14 protein-coding genes, 1 tRNA gene, 1 pseudogene and 1 riboswitch are annotated in these 19,451 nt (G+C 72.0%); of the genes and pseudogenes, 5 read left to right on the top strand and 11 right to left on the bottom strand.

Annotated features, from left to right (window positions below; genetic code table 11):
* Nucleotides 1–140: 140 nt before the first annotated feature.
* Nucleotides 141–1,544: a cystathionine beta-synthase gene (locus ACFU9E_RS02110; protein ID WP_380684043.1), complete on the bottom strand. Its 1,404-nt coding sequence runs from the start codon at nt 1,542–1,544 to the stop codon at nt 141–143.
* Nucleotides 1,545–1,743: 199 nt separating this feature from the next.
* Between ACFU9E_RS02110 and ACFU9E_RS02105 the strand changes: the two genes are divergently transcribed.
* The 3 genes from ACFU9E_RS02105 to ACFU9E_RS02095 all read left to right on the top strand — a co-directional run bounded on the left by ACFU9E_RS02105 (nt 1,744) and on the right by ACFU9E_RS02095 (nt 5,359).
* Nucleotides 1,744–2,829: an SGNH/GDSL hydrolase family protein gene (locus ACFU9E_RS02105; RefSeq protein ID WP_380684044.1), complete on the top strand. Its 1,086-nt coding sequence runs from the start codon at nt 1,744–1,746 to the stop codon at nt 2,827–2,829.
* A 62-nt stretch (nt 2,830–2,891) separates the two neighbouring features.
* Complete coding sequence (locus ACFU9E_RS02100; protein ID WP_380684045.1) at nt 2,892–4,112, top strand: acetyl-CoA C-acetyltransferase; 1,221 nt, start codon at nt 2,892–2,894, stop codon at nt 4,110–4,112.
* Between the two features lie 302 nt (nt 4,113–4,414).
* Nucleotides 4,415–5,359: a hypothetical protein gene (locus ACFU9E_RS02095; RefSeq protein ID WP_380684046.1), complete on the top strand. Its 945-nt coding sequence runs from the start codon at nt 4,415–4,417 to the stop codon at nt 5,357–5,359.
* A 154-nt stretch (nt 5,360–5,513) separates the two neighbouring features.
* Here ACFU9E_RS02095 and ACFU9E_RS02090 read toward each other — a convergent pair whose 3' ends face one another.
* The 3 genes from ACFU9E_RS02090 to ACFU9E_RS02080 all read right to left on the bottom strand — a co-directional run bounded on the left by ACFU9E_RS02090 (nt 5,514) and on the right by ACFU9E_RS02080 (nt 7,125).
* Nucleotides 5,514–5,912: a hypothetical protein gene (locus ACFU9E_RS02090; RefSeq protein ID WP_380714706.1), complete on the bottom strand. Its 399-nt coding sequence runs from the start codon at nt 5,910–5,912 to the stop codon at nt 5,514–5,516.
* Between the two features lie 92 nt (nt 5,913–6,004).
* Entirely contained in the window at nt 6,005–6,901 is an 897-nt protein-coding gene (locus ACFU9E_RS02085; protein WP_380690243.1) for a Bax inhibitor-1/YccA family protein, read from the bottom strand.
* Nucleotides 6,902–7,043: 142 nt separating this feature from the next.
* Nucleotides 7,044–7,125 (bottom strand) — tRNA-Leu (locus ACFU9E_RS02080).
* A 416-nt stretch (nt 7,126–7,541) separates the two neighbouring features.
* Here ACFU9E_RS02080 and ACFU9E_RS02075 point away from each other — a divergent pair.
* Nucleotides 7,542–8,315 (top strand): ABC transporter ATP-binding protein, encoded by a 774-nt coding sequence (locus ACFU9E_RS02075; RefSeq protein ID WP_380714705.1) that lies wholly within the window; start codon nt 7,542–7,544, stop codon nt 8,313–8,315.
* Nucleotides 8,316–8,369: 54 nt separating this feature from the next.
* Nucleotides 8,370–10,928, top strand: coding sequence for an ABC transporter permease (locus ACFU9E_RS02070; RefSeq protein ID WP_380688752.1), 2,559 nt, complete (start codon nt 8,370–8,372; stop codon nt 10,926–10,928).
* 205 nt (nt 10,929–11,133) lie between these two features.
* Here ACFU9E_RS02070 and ACFU9E_RS02065 read toward each other — a convergent pair whose 3' ends face one another.
* The 7 genes and pseudogenes from ACFU9E_RS02065 to ACFU9E_RS02035 all read right to left on the bottom strand — a co-directional run bounded on the left by ACFU9E_RS02065 (nt 11,134) and on the right by ACFU9E_RS02035 (nt 19,335).
* Nucleotides 11,134–12,504, bottom strand: coding sequence for an NAD(P)/FAD-dependent oxidoreductase (locus ACFU9E_RS02065; RefSeq protein WP_355375650.1), 1,371 nt, complete (start codon nt 12,502–12,504; stop codon nt 11,134–11,136).
* Between the two features lie 429 nt (nt 12,505–12,933).
* A complete protein-coding gene (locus ACFU9E_RS02060) occupies nt 12,934–13,875 on the bottom strand; it encodes an exopolyphosphatase (protein ID WP_380690071.1) in 942 nt (313 codons plus the stop codon).
* Nucleotides 13,876–14,024: 149 nt separating this feature from the next.
* Nucleotides 14,025–14,552 (bottom strand): annotated as a pseudogene (locus ACFU9E_RS02055) (DUF501 domain-containing protein); the annotation flags it as partial.
* Nucleotides 14,524–15,036, bottom strand: coding sequence for a septum formation initiator family protein (locus ACFU9E_RS02050; protein ID WP_380690069.1), 513 nt, complete (start codon nt 15,034–15,036; stop codon nt 14,524–14,526). The pseudogene ACFU9E_RS02055 and the gene ACFU9E_RS02050, both read right to left, overlap by 29 nt.
* Before the next feature lie 150 nt (nt 15,037–15,186).
* Entirely contained in the window at nt 15,187–16,473 is a 1,287-nt protein-coding gene (gene eno, locus ACFU9E_RS02045; RefSeq protein WP_380688062.1) for a phosphopyruvate hydratase, read from the bottom strand.
* 245 nt (nt 16,474–16,718) lie between these two features.
* A complete protein-coding gene (locus tag ACFU9E_RS02040) occupies nt 16,719–17,648 on the bottom strand; it encodes a transglycosylase family protein (RefSeq protein WP_380688060.1) in 930 nt (309 codons plus the stop codon).
* 5 nt (nt 17,649–17,653) lie between these two features.
* A riboswitch (cyclic di-AMP (ydaO/yuaA leader) is annotated at nt 17,654–17,802 on the bottom strand.
* A 231-nt stretch (nt 17,803–18,033) separates the two neighbouring features.
* Nucleotides 18,034–19,335: a cytochrome P450 gene (locus ACFU9E_RS02035; protein WP_380688058.1), complete on the bottom strand. Its 1,302-nt coding sequence runs from the start codon at nt 19,333–19,335 to the stop codon at nt 18,034–18,036.
* Nucleotides 19,336–19,451: the final 116 nt, after the last annotated feature.

The following is a 19,451-nucleotide window of genomic DNA, read 5'->3' as shown; positions in this document are numbered from 1 at the left end:
CCGTGAGCACAACGATGCCGCAGCCGTGTTAAGCCCGTGCTGCACGGAGATGACGCCGGTGTACCAGTTCGCCCGGAAACGGAACCTCCGCCCCGCAGGTCCGCGGCCGCCGGGTCGGGGTCGGCGGCCGTGCCCCGGACTCAGTGACCGGCGCGGCTGCCGGTCAGGAAGCCCAGCAGGTCCTGGCGGGTCACGATGCCCTCCGGCTTGCCCTCCACCAGCACCACCGCGGCGTCGGCCTTCTCCAGCACCGTCATCAGGTTGGTGACGGTCTCGCCCGAGCCGACCACCGGCAGCGGCTTGGACATCACCTTGTCCAGCGTGTCGGTCAGCTGGATGTCGCCCGCGAAGACGCCCTCCAGCAGCAGCTTCTCCACCACCGAGCCGATCACCTCGCCGGCCATGATGTCGGGGTGGCCGGCGCCCGGCGAGACCACCGGCATCTGCGAGACGCCGTACTCGCGCAGCACCCGGACCGCCTCGGAGACCGTCTCGTTGGGGTGCATGTGGACGAACTGCGGGATGCCCTCGTGCTCGATGGCGTCCTTGCGGGCCAGCACCTCGCCGATGTGGGCCTCGTCGGTGGCGGACGGCAGGAAGCCGTAGTCGGCCATCCAGTCGTCGTTGAAGATCTTCGACAGGTAGCCGCGGCCGCCGTCCGGCAGCAGCACCACGACGACGTCGTCCGGGCCGAGCCCCCGGGCGACCTCCAGCGCGGCGACGACCGCCATGCCGCAGGAGCCGCCGACCAGCAGGCCCTCCTCCTTGGCCAGGCGGCGGGTCATCTGGAAGGAGTCCTTGTCGGAGACGGCGACGATCCCGTCCGCGACGCCGCGGTCGTAGGCGGTCGGCCAGAAGTCCTCACCGACGCCCTCGACCAGGTACGGCCGGCCGGTGCCGCCGGAGTAGACCGAGCCCTCCGGGTCGGCGCCGATCACCTTGACCTTGCCGCCGGAGACCTCCTTCAGGTAGTTGCCGGTGCCGGAGATGGTGCCGCCGGTGCCGACGCCCGCCACGAAGTGGGTGATCCGGCCCTCGGTCTGCTCCCACAGCTCCGGACCGGTGGAGTGGTAGTGCGAGGCCGGGTTGTCCGGGTTGGAGTACTGGTCCGGCTTCCAGGCGTTCGGGGTCTCGCGGACCAGGCGGTCGGAGACGTTGTAGTAGGAGTCCGGGTGCTCGGGCGCGACGGCGGTCGGACAGACGACCACCTCGGCGCCGTAGGCGCGCAGCGTGTTGATCTTGTCGGTGGAGACCTTGTCGGGGCACACGAAGATGCACTTGTAGCCCTTCTGCTGGGCCACGATCGCCAGGCCGACACCGGTGTTGCCGGAGGTCGGCTCGACGATGGTGCCGCCGGGCTTGAGGGCGCCGGAGGCCTCGGCCGCCTCGATCATGCGCATCGCGATGCGGTCCTTCACCGAGCCACCGGGGTTGAAGTACTCGACCTTGGCGAGCACCGTGGCGCTGATCCCCTCGGTGACCTTGTTCAGCTTGACCAGCGGCGTGTTGCCGACCAGGTCGATGATCGAGTTGTGGTACCGCACGGGGGTCCTCCCGGTCTGTGGGCATGCAGTGGCTTTCGGTACTGCAAAGCGTAGGCCGTACCAGCAGCCCCGGAGGGCCCGTGCGCACCACGAACGGCCCACCCCCGTCGTAGGCCGGGGCGTTCGCGGGTACTAGGGGTGTACACGCATCGGGAGCGGCCCTTCACCGGGTGGCACGAGGACGCGAAGGGGGCACCGGATGTCAACGGCACAGGGGTCACGGGCCCGGGTGGCCCGCCGGATCGCCACCGCCGCGGCGTACGGCGGCGGCGGACTCGGCGTACTGGGCGTGGGCCTGGTGGGCCTGCTGCTGACCGAGAGCAAGCTGGCCGTCCAGGCCATCGGCATCCTGGACGGCGACCCGCCCAAGGCCGACGGCGTCTACGGCGAGGCCTTCGCCGACACCTCCGCCGCGCCGCAGCCGCCGCTGGTGCTGGCCTTCCTCGGCGACTCCACCGCGGCCGGCCTCGGGGTGCTGCGGGCCCGCGAGACGCCGGGCGCGCTGCTCGCCGCCGGACTCGCCTCGGTCGCCGAGCGCCCGGTCCGGCTGGTCAACGTGGCGTTCTCCGGCGGCCGCTCCGCCGACCTGGCCGGCCAGCTGGACCAGGCCCTGGCGCACCGCCCGGACATCGCCGTGATCATGGTCGGCGCCAACGACGTGACCCGGCACAGCCCGGCCGAGCTCGCGGTGCGCCAGCTCGGCGCGACGGTCGCCGCGCTGCGCGCCGCCGGCTGTCAGGTGGTGGTCGGCACCTGTCCCGACCTCGGGACGATCAAGCCGGTCCGCCCGCCGCTGCGCTGGGTGGCCCGCCGGCTGAGCCGCCGGCTGGCCGCCGCGCAGACCATCGCGGTGGTGGAGGCGGGCGGGCGGACCGTCTCGCTCGGCTCGCTGCTCGGGCCCGAGTTCGCGGCCCGGCCGGAGATGTTCGCCGCCGACCGCTACCACCCCTCGGCCCAGGGCTACGCGACGGCCGCGATGGCCGTGCTGCCCTCGGTCTGCACCGTGCTGGACCTCTGGCCGCAGGAGGACCGGCCGGACGGGCAGGCCCCGGGCGAGGCGGTGCTGCCGGTGGAGGTGGCCGCGGCCGCCGCGGCCGGACGGTCCGGCTCCGAGGTGGCGGCGGTCGGCGGCGAGGCCGGCGCGGCCGGCCGCTGGGCGCTGCTGCGACACCGGCTGCGGGCCGGTCTGCCGGGTTCCCCGGCCTCCGGGGAACCGCCCGCGGGGGGTGCTCCGGGCCCCCGGAACACGTCGGCCAGCTCACACACCGAGGCGGGTGACGACTGACCTACCAGACGGTAACTTTCCTCCCGGACGCCTGTCCGCCGCCACTCAGCGAGGAGCCCGCCATGCCCGAAGCCGTCATCGTCAGCGCCACCCGTTCGCCGATCGGCCGGGCCTTCAAGGGCTCGCTGAAGGACGTCCGCCCGGACGACCTGACCGCGCACGTCATCCAGGCCGCCCTCGCCAAGGTGCCGCAGCTCGACCCGCGCGAGATCGACGACCTGATGCTCGGCTGCGGCCTGCCCGGCGGCGAGCAGGGCCACAACCTGGCCCGCGTCGTGGCCGTGCAGATGGGCATGGACTACCTGCCCGGCGCCACCATCACCCGCTACTGCTCCTCCTCGCTGCAGACCACGCGGATGGCGCTGCACGCGATCAAGGCCGGCGAGGGCGACGTCTTCGTCTCGGCCGGCGTGGAGACCGTCTCGCGCAGCGTCCACGGCACCTCGGACGGCATGCCGGGCACCATGAACCCGCTGTTCGACGAGGCCCGGGGCCGCACGGCCAAGCGGGCGGAGGAAGGTGGCGGCGAGTGGCACGACCCGCGGGAGGACGGGCTGCTGCCGGACGCCTACATCGCGATGGGCCAGACCGCCGAGAACCTGGCCGCCCTCAAGGGCATCACCCGCGCCGAGCAGGACGAGTTCGGCGTGCGCTCGCAGAACCTCGCCGAGGCCGCCATCGAGGCCGGCTTCTGGCAGCGCGAGATCACCCCGGTCACGCTGCCGGACGGCACCGTGGTCAGCGAGGACGACGGCCCGCGCGCGGGCGTCACGCTGGAGGGCGTCTCCGGCCTGAAGCCGGTGTTCCGCCCGGACGGCACGGTGACCGCCGGTAACTGCTGCCCGCTGAACGACGGCGCCGCCGCGCTGGTCGTCATGTCCGACACCAAGGCCCGTGAGCTGGGCATCACCCCGCTCGCCCGGGTGGTCTCCACCGGCGTCAGCGCGCTCTCCCCCGAGATCATGGGCTACGGCCCGGTCGAGGCCTCGAAGCAGGCGCTCAAGCGGGCCGGCCTGAGCATCGGCGACATCGACCTGGTCGAGATCAACGAGGCCTTCGCCGCCCAGGTGATCCCGTCCTACCGCGACCTCGGCGTCGACCTGGACCGGCTGAACGTCAACGGCGGTGCGATCGCCGTCGGCCACCCCTTCGGCATGACCGGCGCCCGGATCACCACCACCCTGATCAACTCCCTCCAGTGGCACGACAAGCAGTTCGGCCTGGAGACCATGTGCGTCGGCGGCGGCCAGGGCATGGCGATGGTCATCGAGCGGCTCAGCTGAGCCCGGACGACCCTTCCCCCGTCAACTCCGAAGGGTCCAGACCACCCGTTTGGAGTGACGCAGCGTAATTGAGGGCCGGATCACACCGCGAGGTCGATCCGGCCCTCTTCCGCGTCGTTTCCGGTCCGGAAATCGACGGTGCGGAGCGGATCAACTCCGCAGCGTAGAGCGGGACTACCTAACAATTTGGGGACAAGAACGAAAGTCGGCGACAAAGTGGACATTCGCCACTGCGGTAACGGGGCCGGATGCGGCAGTGTGGAGATGTAACCCCGTTCCGCTCCTCGCTAGGAGTACGTTCCGTGAGCGCCGTCTACACCATCCTGCTGCTGATCCTGATCGCCGTGTCGACCGCCGTGCTGCTCCACCTCCGGGGAATCTCCCGCCGGCTGGACGAGCGGGCCGCCGCCGCCCCGGCCGTCGACGAGGCGGCGATACGCCGGGCCGTCGCCGACGCCCTCGCGGCCGACCGCGAGCGGGAGATCACGGAGGCCCGGGCGTTCTGGGCCGAGCAGGAGGCCCGCGCGGCCGAGGACGCCCCACTGTTCGACTCCCCGTTCGCCAGTGTCTTCAACACCACCGACGAGTGGCCGCTCTTCTTCCCCCGCCCGACCGGACCGAGCGAGGCGGCCGACAACGCGGGCACCATGGACCCGGAGTTCGGCGAGGCGCTGCGCTCCGCGCTGGAGGACCTCATCAACGAGGGCGGCGTCCGCCCGGCCGAGCCGGAGCCCGAGGGCGGCGCCCCGCTGCGCCCCGGCCACCCGGCCGGTGCCCCGGCCGCCGAGACCGCCGGCGACGCCCGGGCCCGCCGCGAGGCCGACCTGCTGGCCACCGGCCTGGAGGCCGGGCTGCTCGACGCCGAGTCGGCCGTCGAGGAGGCCCCGGTCGCCGCGCCCGACCCGCGCCGCCACCCCTCGCACCCCGACTTCGTCCCCAGCCAGGCACCGTCCCGGGAGTGGACCGACACCCGGCTGAGCGCGCTCGCCGAGGAGGGCACCGCCCTGGTCGACGTCCGCCCCGGCCCGCTCGGCACCCTGGACGTCTACGCCTTCGCCGACGGCACCACGCTCTGCGTGGCCCCGGGCGACCGCGAGGCCGCGTACCGGCTGATCGACGCCGTCCGGGCCGGCGAGAACGTCCGGCTGCTCGGCGGCTCCCGGTTCTCCGGTTCCTACTCGCTGACCTTCTCCACCGACGAGGACGCCGTCTACGTGCTCGCCGACCGGGTGGTGGCCAGTATCTGAGCGGCCGGTACCTGAGCGGTCGGCATCCGGCCCGAGCAGCGGAACGGCCCGGGGGCCGGCCGGATCAAGGGGTTACCGATCCGGCCGGCCCCCGGGCTTTGTGCTGCTCAGGCCCTCGACCGCTCCGGCCCTCGATTGCCGGACCGTCGGCCGGTCAGACGGCCGCGTCGGTCTCCGCCAGCCACCGCAGGGCCCGCGCCCGGACCGCCGCCGCCGTCGCCGATCCGTCGGCCTGCGCCACCACGGCGTCCGCGGGCAGCGCGTCCAGCGCCACCGCCAGATCGTGCCCGACCACCGCGAGCTGGTCGCCGACGGCGAACGCCCCGGCGTCCGGCAGCTCGCGCAGCGGCCCGCCCGCCCCGCCGCCCGACCGCGCCGCCTCGGCCGCCTGCGCCGCGGCCGCCAGCCGGCGGGCCAGCGTCAGCCCGGCCGCCGCCCGCGAGGGGTGCCCGGCAACGGAGCCCAGCAGCCGGCTCTGCGGCATCGCGCGGAACCGGTCCGCCAGCGCGTCGACGGCTTCCACCAGGGTCTTCTCATCGGGCGTCTCGGACATGCCGCGAGCATACGGGGCACCGGCAGGCCAAAGCCGCCGGGCCCCGGAGCAGGTGCTCCGGGGCCCGGCGGCAGTGATGGCGCGACGGAGGATCAGTCGTCGCCGCGCAGGATCGCGATCAGCCGCAGCATCTCGACGTAGATCCAGACCAGCGACAGGGTGAGCCCGAAGGCGGCCCGCCAGGACTCCTTCTGCGGGGCGCCGTGCGCGATCGCCTCCTCGATGGCCGCGAAGTCCAGCGAGAGGAAGAACGCGCCGAGGCCGATGCCGACCAGGCCGACCACGATGCCGAGCGGGCCGGAGCGCAGCCCCATGTCGGCGCCGAAGACCATGGAGGCGACCATGTTGACCAGCATCAGCAGCACGAAGCCCATGGCGATCGCGATGCCGATCCGGGTGTAGCGCGGGGTGACCCGGATCCGGCCGGTCTTGTAGGCGATCAGCATCGCCGCGAAGACCGCCGCGGTCCCCAGCACCGCCTGGATCGCGATGCCCGGCCAGATGGTGTTGAACACCTTGGTGATCGCGCCGAGCGCGAAGCCCTCCAGACCCGCGTAGAGCAGGATCAGCGGCGGGCTGACGCTCCGCTTGAAGGAGATCACCAGGCCGACCACGAAGGCGACCAGCGAGGCGCCGAGGGCCAGACCGAAGTTGCGGTCCGGCAGCGCGAACCAGGCCAGGCCGCCGGCGGCGACCAGGGTGAGCAGCGTCATCGCGGTGCGCGCGACGACGTCGTCGAGCGTCATCCGGCCGGTCGCCAGCGGACCGGCGGACGGCGCGTTGTACATCTCGACGAGCTGCTCGTCGGTCAGCGGCTGCTGGCCCTGCGGCTGCTGGGCGTAGGGGCTGTTGGCGTACGGGTTGTTGCCGTACGGGTTGGTGGCGTACTGGCCCCCGGCCGGCGGGGTCTGGGTGGTCCCGAAACCCGCGTAGCCGGACTCGCGGGTGAAGGACCCCTCCCGCGAGAAGACCGGGTTGCTGCTTCTCATTGCTCATTCCCTCCGTGGCGGCACTGCACCGCCCGAAGCACCAGGGTAATGGCTTGGCAAAGAAATCGGCATCCGCCGCGAGAAGGATTCGGCCGCTGACCTCCGGCGGGGACGCCGGAGGGCGTCCCCGCGGGCAAGTACGTGCCCAGAGCCGGACTCGAACCGGCACGGCCTTTCGGCCAAGCAGTTTTAAGCTGCCCGTGTCTGCGTTCCACCATCTGGGCGTCCTGCGGACCCGGCCCCGCCGACGGAGCGGAGAGCAGCGCTCCGCCGCCCGTGCGGACCACCCCTGAGCCTAGTCTCCCGGCCTCCCCTTTCGCATGTTCCGAGGCGGGGAAGTTGTCATGTTTCCTTGCCATCTGACGAACTGTTCGTGATTTGGCCACCGAACCCGCTCGATCCGGCCACCGCCCTCCCGTTCAGGGTCGGTGTCATACCGCAGGAGGAGGGTGCCACCTGGGTGTACACCCAACGGTGGTCAGGCCAACCGTCCGGCGGAGCGACGAGAAACCATGATCATCCGGCGGAGCATGGAGGTACGTCCGGACACCCCTTGAAAGGGCCCGGCCGTCCCACACCCTTCCGCGCCGCACCACCGGCGCGCGCCACTCTGCCTGCCGAGAACCCGAGGAGCACCCCCGTGAGCACGTCGACCGCAACCGCCGTCCGCACCGGCCGGGCGGCCGCCCGCGCCACCGGCCTGAACAAGGTCTACGGGGAGGGCGAGACCCGCGTCGTCGCCCTCGACAACGTCAGCGTCACCTTCCCCCAGGGCGAGTTCACCGCGATCATGGGCCCCTCCGGCTCCGGCAAGTCCACCCTCATGCACTGCATGGCCGGCCTGGACACCGTCTCCTCCGGCTCCTCCACCATCGGCGACACCGAACTCGTCGGCCTCAAGGACAAGCAGCTCACCCAGCTGCGCCGGGACCACATCGGCTTCATCTTCCAGGCCTTCAACCTGCTGCCCACCCTCACCGCCCTGGAGAACATCACCCTCCCGATGGACATCGCCGGCCGCAAGGCCGACAAGCAGTGGCTGGACAAGGTGGTGGAGACCGTCGGCCTCTCCGGCCGCCTCTCGCACCGCCCCAGCCAGCTCTCCGGCGGCCAGCAGCAGCGCGTCGCCTGCGCCCGCGCCCTCGCCGGAAAGCCCGACATCATCTTCGCCGACGAACCGACCGGCAACCTCGACTCCCGCTCCGGCGCCGAGATCCTCTCCTTCCTGCGCAACTCCGTGCGCGAACTCGGCCAGACCGTCGTCATGGTCACCCACGACCCCGTCGCCGCCGCCTACGCCGACCGCGTCGTCTTCCTCGCCGACGGCCGCATCGTCGACGAACTGGCCCAGCCGACCGCCGACGCCGTCCTGGACCGCATGCGCCGCTTCGACGCCAAGGGCCGCACCAGCTGACGCCGCGCGTCCGCCGCCCGACCCTTCGCAGACCCAAGGACCCCAGGACACCCCATGTATCGCACCGCACTGCGCAATGTGCTGGCCCACAAGGGCCGACTGCTGATGACGGCGCTGGCCGTCATGCTGGGCACCGCCTTCGTGGCCGGCACCATGGTCTTCTCCGACACCTTCGGCAAGGCCATGCGGGAGAACAACTCCACGAGCTACTCGGACGTGGCGGTCCAGGTCATCGACACCGCCGCCGGCGCCACCGCCTCCCCCGAGTCCAAGAGCGAGAAGAGCCCGGTCACCCTGACCGACGCCACCGTCCAGCAGCTCACCGCGCTGCCCGGCACCGCGAGCGCCCGCGGCGTGGTCGGCGGCTTCACCGGCGTCGCGGACAAGAAGGGCGATCTGATCGGCCAGCCCTGGACGGCCCGGGGCGCCAACTTCGCCCCCGGCCCGGACGGCAAGGACGCCCGCTACCCGATGGCCGAGGGCCAGGGCCCGAAGAACGGCAAGGAGATCGCCCTCGACCGGAAGACCGCCGACAAGGGCGGCTACAAGGTCGGCGACACCGTCCGGGTCGGCTCCAACGGCCCGGTCCTGGAGGCGAAGCTCACCGGCGTGTTCACCACCGACGACCCGGTGGTCAACAGCGGCGGCACGCTCACCCTGTTCGACCGCGCCACCGCCCAGCAGCTGCTGCTGGAGCCCGGCCGCTACAGCAGCATCGTGCTCGCCGCCAAGCCCGGCACCAGCGAGGACACCCTGCTCTCCCAGGTGAACCAGAAGCTCCGCCCCGAGCAGCAGATCGAGGTCCGCACCGGCGCCGAGCTGAAGGCGGAGGACGAGCGGCTGATCACCAAGAGCTCCGAGAACATCCGCACCATGCTGCTCGCGTTCGCCGGGATCTCGCTCTTCGTCGGCATCTTCATCATCGCCAACACCTTCACCATGCTGATCGCCCAGCGCACCAAGGAGCTGGCGCTGCTCCGCGCGATCGGTGCCAGCCGCAAGCAGGTGACCGGCTCGGTGCTGGTCGAGGCGCTCGCCATCGGCGTCATCTCGGCCGCGGCCGGCCTGGTCGCCGGGGTCGGGGTCGGCGCCGGGCTGCAGTCCCTGGTCGCCTCGCTGGACGACGGCATGCCGACCGGGTCGCTGGTCATCAAGCCGCTGACCGTGGCGGTCACCCTGCTGGTCGGCGTCCTGGTGACGGTGCTCTCCGCCCTGCTGCCGGCCGTGCGCGCCGCGCGGATCGCCCCGGTCGCCGCGATGAGCAGCGGCGACCAGCCCGCCAGCCACAAGTCCCTGATGGTCCGCAACGCGATCGGCTCGGCGCTGGCCGCCGCGGGCATCGCCCTGGTCGCCTTCGGCGCCTCGAAGGGCAACTCCGACGGCCGGATGCCGGTCGCGTTCGGCGCGCTGCTCGCCGTCCTGGGCGTCTTCGTCCTGCTGCCGCTGCTCTCCCGTCCGGTGATCGCGCTGGTCGGCCCGGTGCTCGGCAGGCTGTTCGGCACGCCCGGCAAGCTGGCCCGGCAGAACGCGGTGCGCAACCCGCGCCGCACCGCCGCCACCGCCGCCGCGCTCACCATCGGCCTGACCCTGGTCAGCGGTCTGACGGTGATCGGATCCTCGCTCACCGACACCGTGGACCGGGCCGTCACCAGCTCGATGAAGGCCGACTACCGGGTGGCCGCCGCCAACCGGATGAGCCTGTCCGACAAGGTCCCGGCCGAGATCGCCAAGGCCCCCGGAGTCGCCGCCTCCTCGCCGGCGACGCTCGTGACCTGGCAGCTCAACGGCACCAGGCGGGACATCGTCGGCCTGAACGCGGACAGCCTCGACAAGCTGGTCGAGGTGACCATGAAGAGCGGCTCGATGGCCTCCGTCGCCCAGGGGAAGCTGCTGGTCGACGACGACCTCGCGAAGAAGCTGGGCGCCACCACCGGCTCCGCCGTCGAGGTCACCTACGGCGACGGCTCCAAGGGCGCCCTGACCGTCGGCGGCGTCTACGAGCAGGGCGGCATGCTCGGCGGGGCGGTGCTGGCCAACAGCGAGATCCTCAAGCACGACCCGCAGCCCTACCTGAACCAGGTCCTGGTCAAGGGCACCGGCGGGGAGACCGAGGCGCTCAAGCAGGCGCTGAAGGACGCCACCGGCTCCAACCCGGTGATCGAGGTGCAGTCGCGCCAGGAGGTCCGGGACGGCTTCAGCCAGAGCATCACCTTCGCGCTGAACATGATGTACGGCCTGCTGGCGATGTCCGTGATCGTCGCCGTCCTCGGTGTGATCAACACCCTGGCGATGTCGGTCTTCGAGCGCAAGCGCGAGATCGGCATGCTGCGGGCGATCGGCCTGGACCGCTCCGGCATCAAGCGGATGGTCCGTCTGGAGTCCGTGGTGATCTCGGTGTTCGGCGCCGGTATCGGGGTCCTGCTCGGCTGCTTCACCGCCTGGGCGATCAACGGCACCCTGAAGTCCAGCCTCCCGGACATGGCCACCGTCGTCCCCTACGGCCAGCTGCTGCTCTTCCTGGCCCTGGCCGGCGTGGTCGGCCTGGTGGCCGCCTTCTGGCCCGCCCGCCGGGCCTCCAGGCTGGACATCCTGGACAGCATCAAGACCGACTGACCGTCGGACGGCGCCCGCCGCGAGCGGGCGAGTCACAGCGAAGGCCCCTGCCGGAGGGTTTCGGCAGGGGCCTTCTTCGCACTTCTGTACTCCGCCCGACTCGCACAGCCGGCTGAGCACCACGGAGGTCGTGGTCCGGCAGCACTGCCGGGCGGAGGGCCTCCGACTCATACCCCGGTGCTCCCACACCGGGGTCCGCAGTCGCTTACTTGCTGGCGAGCTCCTTGTCGGCGGCTGGCTTGGCGGCCTCGACGGCGGGCTTGGTGGGGGCCGTGACCTCCTGGATCGGCTGGTACGGGTTCTCCATCTGCGACAGGCCGACCATCTCGCGCTTCAGGAACATGGCGAGGGTCCAGTCGGTGAAGACCCGGACCTTCCGGTTGAAGGTGGGGACCATGGCGCCGTGGTACAGGCGGTGGAACCACCAGGCCGGACGGCCCTTCAGCTTGTACTTGCCGAAGAGGATCGCGACACCCTTGTGCAGGCCGAGACCGGCGACCGCACCCAGGTTCTTGTGCTTGTACTCCTGCTGCGGGAAGCCGCGCATGCCGGAGATCACGTTGTCGCCGAGGACGGCGGCCTGGCGCACGGCGTGCTGCGCGTTCGGCGGGCACCAGGCGCCCTCGCCGGCGGCGAGGTCCGGCACCTGGGCGTTGTCGCCGGCGGCCCAGACGTAGTCGAAGCCCTGGACCTGGAGGGTCGGCGCGGTGTCGACGTGGCCACGCGGGCCCAGCGGCAGACCGAACTTGGTCAGCACCGGGTTCGGCTTCACGCCGGCCGTCCACACGATGGTGGAGGCGTCCATCTCCATGCCGTTCTTCAGCACGACGTGGCCGTCGACGCAGGAGTCCATCGAGGTCTCGATGTAGACCTCGATGTTGCGCTCCTCGAGCTTCTCCTTGGTCCACAGACCGAGGTCCGGGCCCATCTCGGGGAGGATCCGGTTCGCGGCCTCGACCACGACGAAGCGCATGTCGTCACGGCTGACGGTCTTGTAGATCTTGGAGGCGTCGCGCGCCATGTCCTCGATCTCGGCGATCGTCTCGACGCCGGCGAAGCCGCCGCCGATGATGACGAAGGTCAGCGCCTTGCGGCGGATCGCCTCGTCCGTGGTGGACTCGGCCTTGTCCAGCTGCGCCATGACGTGGTTGCGGAGGGCGATGGCCTCCTCCACGGTCTTCATGCCGATGCCGTTCTCGGCCAGACCCGGGATCGGGAAGGTGCGGGAGACCGAACCGGTCGCGACGACCAGGTAGTCGAAGGGCAGCTCGTACGAGTCGCCGGCCGCGGGCTGGATCGTGGCGATCTTGCGCTCGTGGTCCACACCGGTGACCGCACCGGTGAGCACCTCCGCGTTCTTCAGCGCGGTGCGCAGGGGCGCGACGAGGTTACGGGGCGCGACGTTGCCGCCGGCCGCCTCGGGGAGGAAGGGCAGGTACGTCATGTACGACCGCGGGTCCACGACCGTGACAGTCGCTTCGCCGTAGCGCATCTTCTTGAGGATGCGCATCGCGGCATACAGGCCGACGTAACCACCGCCGACAATGAGGATGCGAGGACGCTCCGTGGTGCTCATATCCGAAAGTATCCAGCACCGCTCGGAGCAGTCTTCGTGAGCCCACTCACAAGCTTATGGGGACCTTCTGCTACACTACGCGCCCCCGTTTCGGCCCCCCGCCCACCCCCTCGCGGCCGGCGCGACCCCCCGGTGGGCACGCCCGTTCGGACGGCCCCGCTGAGCAGCAACGATCCATGGTGCGGCCCAGTTCCCGCATGAGATTTCGAATTTCAAACCTCCAGCGGCTCAGAACCTGCGATCCAGCGGCTGTCACGCCCAGCGAGCCTTCGGTCCCACATATCGGACGGACCGGACCGCCGGGCACGCCGAAAGACTGGATCCTCATGTGAAGAAATTCACGAACATTCCCGCGGCGCCCGCGCGCGCCCCGGCCCCGGAGCCCCAGGGGGGGGCTGCCGGGGCCGGGGCGGTAAGTCCCACGCCTGCTCAGCGGGCGATACTCCAGGCGATTCCGTCCAGGATGTCGTGCTCGCTGACGACCACCTCGGCGGCGCCGGTGCGCTCCATGATCTCCAGCAGCTCCAGCGCGCCCGCCGCGATCACGTCCACCCGGCCCGGGTGCATCGACGGGATCGCCGCCCGCTCCGCGTGGGTGGCGTGCAGCAGCCGGTCGGCGATCTCGGCGACCCGCTCGCGGGAGATCCGGGAGTGGTGGATCGCCTCCGAGTCGTACCGGGGCAGGTCCTGGGCGATCGCCGAGATGGTGGTGACCGTGCCGGCCAGGCCGACCAGGGTGGCCGCGCCGGTCAGCGGGACGACCTCCTCGGCCCGGTCCAGCTCGGACCGGACGTGTGCCCGGGCCTCGGCGACCTGCTCGTCCGACGGCAGCTCGGCGCCGCCGAAGTGCCGCTCGGTCAGCCGGACGCACCCGATGTCCACCGAGCGCGCCGCCCGGACGTCCTCGGCCCCGAGCACGAACTCGGTCGAGCCGCCACCCAGGTCGAAGACCAGGTAGGGGGCGGGGAACTGACCGCCGGTGAGCTCCTTGGTGGCGCCGGTGAAGGACAGGTGCGCCTCCTCCTCGCCGCTCACCACCTCGGGCTCCACGCCCAGGGCCGCCCGCACGCCGTCGACGTACTCGGCGCTGTTCTCGGCGTCCCGGGATGCGCTGGTGGCGACGAAGCGGATCCGCTCGGGGCCCACCCCGAAGCCGGAGATCACCTCGGCGTACTCCCGGCAGGCGGCGAAGGTGCGCTCCAGCGCGTCCGGGTGCAGCCGCCCGGTGCGGTCCACGCCCTGGCCCAGCCGGTTGATGATCATCCGCCGGTCGAGGTCGGTGATCTCCCCGGTCCGCGGGTCCAGGTCGGCGACCAGCAGCCGGATCGAGTTGGTCCCGCAGTCGATCGCCGCCACCCGGGTGGTGCTCATGCGCCGGCCTCCCCCGCCTCGTCCGCCTCGTCCGACTCCTGCGCGGCCCGCTTGGCGGCGCGATCGGCGGTCTTCTGCTCCTTGGCCGCGATCACGGCCGCGTGGTCCTGCTCCTTGGCCCGGTTGCGGGCCACCCGCTCACCGGCCTCGGCGACCTCGGCGGCGGAGACGCAGGGGCCCTTGGCCCACCAGTCCTCCAGCATGCCGAGCGCCTCGTCGCCGAGCGGGTTGACGCCCTCGCCGGCCGCCAGCGAGTGGCCGACCAGCACGTGCAGGCACTTGACCCGGTCCGGCATGCCGCCGGCGCTCGGGAAGCCCTCCAGCACCTCGATGGCGTCCCGGCGGGCGATGTAGTCCTCGTGCGCCTTCTGGTACGCCGCGGCCAGCTCGGGGTCCTCGGCGAGCCGGGCGCTCTGCTCCTTCATCACGCCGTCCGCCTCCAGGGTGCCGATCAGCGAGGCGGCCTTGGGGCAGGTCAGGTAGTACAGCGTCGGGAACGGCGTGCCGTCCGGCAGCCGGGGGGCCGTCTCCACGACGTCCGGGTTGCCGCACGGGCAGCGGTGGGCCACGCCGCGCAGACCGCGCGGGACCCGGCCGAGCTGCGCGGCGATCGCCGCGACGTCCTCGTCGGAGACGGTGGGGTGGTTCTCAGTGGTCATGGGAGGAGCTGTCTCCAGCGGGGGCGGGGGCGGGTGGTGAGGGAGGGGCGGGCTGCCCCGGGGTGGCGGGGGCCACCGGCGCGGGAGCGGCCAGGGGTGCGGCGGCGGCGTCCACGGAGTCCCAGACGCTGGCGTACCAGGGCCGGGCCGCCTCGGCCGGACCGGCCGCCGGGCCCGCCGCGGGCGCCGGAGCGCCCAGCGCGGACCCGGCCGCGTCCCGGGCCGCCGGGTCCACCGCGATGTACGGGGTCTCCCCCGGCATCGCGTAGTGCAGCCGGGTGCGGGCCTGCGCCTTGACGTACTCCGGGTCCTGCCAGCGGGCCTTCTCCCGGCGCAGCTGCTCGACCTGCTGCCGGGCGTGCTCGGCCCGGGCGCGCTGCGCCGAGATCTCCGAACGCTGCGAGATGAACTGCCGCGTCGGGTAGGCGAGGATCGCCACCAGGGAGCAGAGCACCAGGACGAGGACGGTCGCCCGGCTCGTGAACCGAGGCCGGGCCGCCAAGCCCGGGATCCTCCAGCCTGCCATCTGCGGTGTCCCCTCCTGGTCGCGACGGTGCCCCGCCGTCCACCCTACGGGGTGAACGGCGGGGCACCGGTCAGGCGTGCGCTACCTGGCGTCCCGGCGATACCGGCCGGGCGCCGTCGGTCGGGCTCAGCCCTCGTGCTTGAACCGCGGGAACGCGCCGCGGCCGGCGTACTCGGCGGCGTCGTCGAGGATCTCCTCGATGCGCAGCAGCTGGTTGTACTTGGCGACGCGCTCGGAGCGGGCCGGGGCGCCGGTCTTGATCTGGCCGCAGTTGGTGGCGACGGCCAGGTCGGCGATGGTGACGTCCTCGGTCTCGCCGGAGCGGTGCGACATCATGCAGCGGTAGCCGTTGCGCTGGGCCAGCTCGACGGCGTCCAGGGTCTCGGTCAGCGAGCCGATCTGGTTGACCTTCACCAGCAGCGCGTTGGCGGTGCCGGTCTCGATGCCGCGGGCCAGGCGGGCCGGGTTGGTGACGAACAGGTCGTCGCCGACCAGCTGGACCTTGTCGCCCAGCTTCTCGGTCATGGCCTTCCAGCCGTCCCAGTCCGACTCGTCCAGCGGGTCCTCGATGGAGACCAGCGGGTAGGCGGCGACCAGGCCGGCGTAGTACTCGATGAGCTCGGCGGAGGAGAGCGCCTTGCCCTCGAACTGGTAGGCGCCGTCCTCGTAGAACTCGGAGGAGGCGACGTCCAGGGCCAGCGCGACGTCCTTGCCCGGCACGTAGCCGGCCTTCTGGATGGCCTCGACGATGAGGTCCAGGGCCTCGCGGTTGGAGTCCAGGTTGGGGGCGAAGCCGCCCTCGTCGCCCAGGCCGGTCGACAGACCGCGCTCCTTCAGCACGCCCTTGAGGGTGTGGTAGACCTCGACGCCCCAGCGGACGGCCTCGGAGAAGGACTCCGCGCCGATCGGGGCGATCATGAACTCCTGGATGTCGACGTTGGAGTCCGCGTGCGAGCCGCCGTTGAGGATGTTCATCATCGGGACCGGCAGGACGTGCGCGTTCGGGCCGCCCAGGTAGCGGAACAGCGGCAGATCGCTGGCCTCGGAGGCGGCGTGCGCGACGGCCAGCGAGACGCCCAGGATGGCGTTGGCGCCGAGCGAGGACTTGTCCGGGGTGGCGTCCAGGTCGAGCATGGCCTGGTCGATCAGGCGCTGCTCGGTGGCGTCGTAGCCGACCAGCTCGGGGCCGATCTGCTCGATGACGGCCAGGACGGCCTTCTCCACGCCCTTGCCGAAGTAGCGGTTCTTGTCACCGTCGCGGAGCTCCAGCGCCTCGAAGGCGCCGGTGGAAGCACCCGACGGGACGGCGGCACGGCCGGTGCTGCCGTCGTCGAGGCCGACCTCGACCTCGACCGTGGGGTTGCCGCGCGAGTCGAGAATCTCACGAGCGACGACGACATCGATGGACGGCACGAGGCATCTCCTAGCGGAAGCAGGTTCGGCTGACGGTGGGGTGCAGTCGGCCGGACGATTGCGGAGTCGTTACGACCAGAGCCTAACCGCACGGGCTGTCCGGGCCACGTCGACCTCGGTTCCGTCTCAGCGTGTGGCCGTGCTACCCACCGGTAGTTCACCTGGTTGCCCGACCTGCGGGGGCCGGATGCGGACGAAGGGGACCGATCGGCCCCCTCCGCCCGTCCGTGGGATCGGACCGGCCGTCAGCCGAGGGTCAGGACCTGGCCCGGGACGATCAGGTTCGGGTCGCCGCCGACGGTGCCGCGGTTGCCGTCGTACAGCGCCTGCCAGCCGCCGGAGACGCCCTGGGCGGTGGCGATCCCGGCGAGCGTGTCGCCGGAGCGGACGGTGTAGCCCTGGCCGGCCGGCTGCTGCTGGGCGGCGGGGGCGCTCTGGACGGGCTGGGCGGCCGGCTGGCCGGCGTACTGCTGGTAGACGCTCTGGTGGCTGGTCCAGTACCAGGCGCCGTTGTTCTGGTACCAGTACACCTTGGCGTCGGCGTCCCAGCCGGCCTTGCCGGAGAAGGCCGGCGCCTGCGGGGCCTGCTGCTGGGTCTGCTGCGGGGCCTGCTGGGTCTGCTGGGCGCTCTGCGGCGCGTACTGCCGGGCCTGCGGCTTGGCGGCCTGCTGCTGCGGCTGGGCCTGCGGGGTGGCGGCCGGCTTCGGGGCGGCGGGCTTCGGGGTCTGCTGCTGGGCCTGCGGCTTCGGGGCGGCCGGCTTGGCGTCCGTCGAGGTGTCGACCGCCGCCGGGGCGCCGCCCTTGGTCAGGCCCGCCTTCTGGGAGCAGACCGGCCAGGCGCCCGGGCCCTGCGAGGCGAGGACCTTCTCGGCGACCGAGATCTGCTGCCCCTTCGAGGCCTGGTTGGCCTGCGGCGCGTAGGCGGTGCCGCCGTACGCCTTCCAGGTGCTGGGGGTGAACTGGAGGCCGCCGTAGAAGCCGTTGCCGGTGTTGATGCTCCAGTTGCCGCCGCTCTCGCACTGGGCGACCGCGTCCCAGGTGGAGGCCGGGGCGGCGGAGGCACCGGTGGCGCTCAGGATCGGCATCGCCAGCCCGACGCCGGCGACACCGGCGACGGCGATGGCCTTCTCGGCCTGGGTACGGCGACGGTGACGACCGGTTCCAACGAACAGCATGAAGAGGTCCCTCTCCGCACGCCTGCGAGGTGAGCTGTCGGGTTCGGACCGGGAGGTGGCCCGGCCGCGCGGAGGCGGCTTCACCCCTAGCCGTGGGAGACGGCGCAAAACCTGGGTCCCCCGCCCCTGCCCAGGGTTCTGGTCGGTTTCCCGTGGTGCGGCGGGCAGGACTCGGCGTTCCGCGCACGGGGCTCGCAGCTGCGAACTCCACGGAGAGTAGACAGATCTTCAGAGCAATCACAAGCTCATATCGCAGATATCACATGGACATCACGTCATGTGATTGATTGCCTACCAACCGAGGCGGTATGTCCGGATTGAGGGTGGTTCAGACTCCCTGAAAGTGGGCAACGGAGAGCCCCCGTCAGCGTGTTGTGCCGGCTCGTCAGCTTCCCGAGCCGACCTCCGGAACCGCTCCGAGCTGCGCATTCTCCGGCGTGAATTCCACCGGAAGCTCACGGAGTCCACGCATGATCAGACCGCCGCGCCAGCGCAGGTCGTCGGGGTCGGCGGCCAGCCGCAGGTCCGGCAGCCGGGTCAGCAGGGTGGCCAGCGCGGCCCGCCCCTCCAGCCGCGCCAGCGGCGCGCCGATGCAGTAGTGGATGCCGTGCCCGAAGCCCAGGTGCGGGTTGTCCGCGCGGGCCAGGTCCAGGGTGTTCTCGTGGGCGAACCGCGCCGGGTCCCGGTCCGCCGCCGCGAGCACCACCAGCACCGGGTCGCCGACCGGGATCTCCACCCCGCCGATGGTCAGCGGACTGGTCGCGAACCGCCAGGTGGCCAGCTCCACCGGCCCGTCGTAGCGCAGGAGCTCCTCGATCCCGGTCTCCAGCAGCGCGCTCTCGCCACGCCCCACGGACTCCTGGAGCAGGGCCCGCTGGCCCGGGTTGCGCAGCAGCGCGTACACGCCGTTGCCGATCAGGTTGACCGTCGTCTCGAAGCCGGCGAACAGCAGGATGAAGGCCATCGCCGCGGCCTCGTTCTCGGTCAGGTGCTCGCCGTGGTCGCTGGCCCGGATCAGCCCCGAGATCAGGTCGTCGCCGAGGTCGGCCCGCTTGCGGTGGATCAGCTCCGCCAGGTACGCCCGCATCCGCTTCACCGCGCGCCCCACCCCGCCGCGGCCGCCGCCGCCGTGGCCCGGCTTGGTGTGTCGCAGCATCATCCCGGCCCAGTCCCGGAAGTCGTCCTGGTCCTCGGCCGGCACCCCGAGCAGGTCGCAGATCGCGTAGATGGGGAGCGGGAAGGCGAACTCGTGGATGAGGTCGGCCGAGCCGCGCGCCGCGAAGCCGTCGATCAGCCGGTCGGTCAGCTGCTGCACCCGCGGTTCGAAGGCCGCCACCCGGCGCGGCGTGAACGCCTTGGACACCAGCCGGCGCAGCCGGGTGTGGTCCGGCGGGTCGATGTTCAGCAGGTGCGTCATCAGATCGGCCTGGCGCTCGCCCGGGATGCCGACCCGGCCGGTGCGGTGGGCCTGCTCGCTGTGGTGCACCGGGTTCTTGGAGAGCCGGCTGTCCGCGAGCGCCTGCCGGGCGTCCGCGTACCGCGTGACCAGCCATGCCTCGACCCCGCTCGGCAGGGTGGTCCGGTGCACCGGCTCGTGCTCGCGCAGCCACGCGTACGCGGGGTACGGATCGGCGGCGAACTCCCAGGTGAACAGGGGCGGACGGGCGGAGGCGGGCTGAGCTGGCATGGCTCGACGGTATCCCGGGCGTGTCCCGGCGACCGCACGGCGTGCACACGGGCGCTCGGGGCACCGGGCGAAGCCCTTCCGCGTGGCAGGCGTGAGCCTGGTCACCTGAGGGGTAA

The organism is Kitasatospora sp. NPDC057595, assembly GCF_042800875.1.
Lineage (GTDB): Bacteria > Actinomycetota > Actinomycetes > Streptomycetales > Streptomycetaceae > Kitasatospora.
The sequence above is the reverse complement of the archived record's forward strand: the minus strand, read 5'-3'. Positions and strand labels throughout refer to the sequence as shown.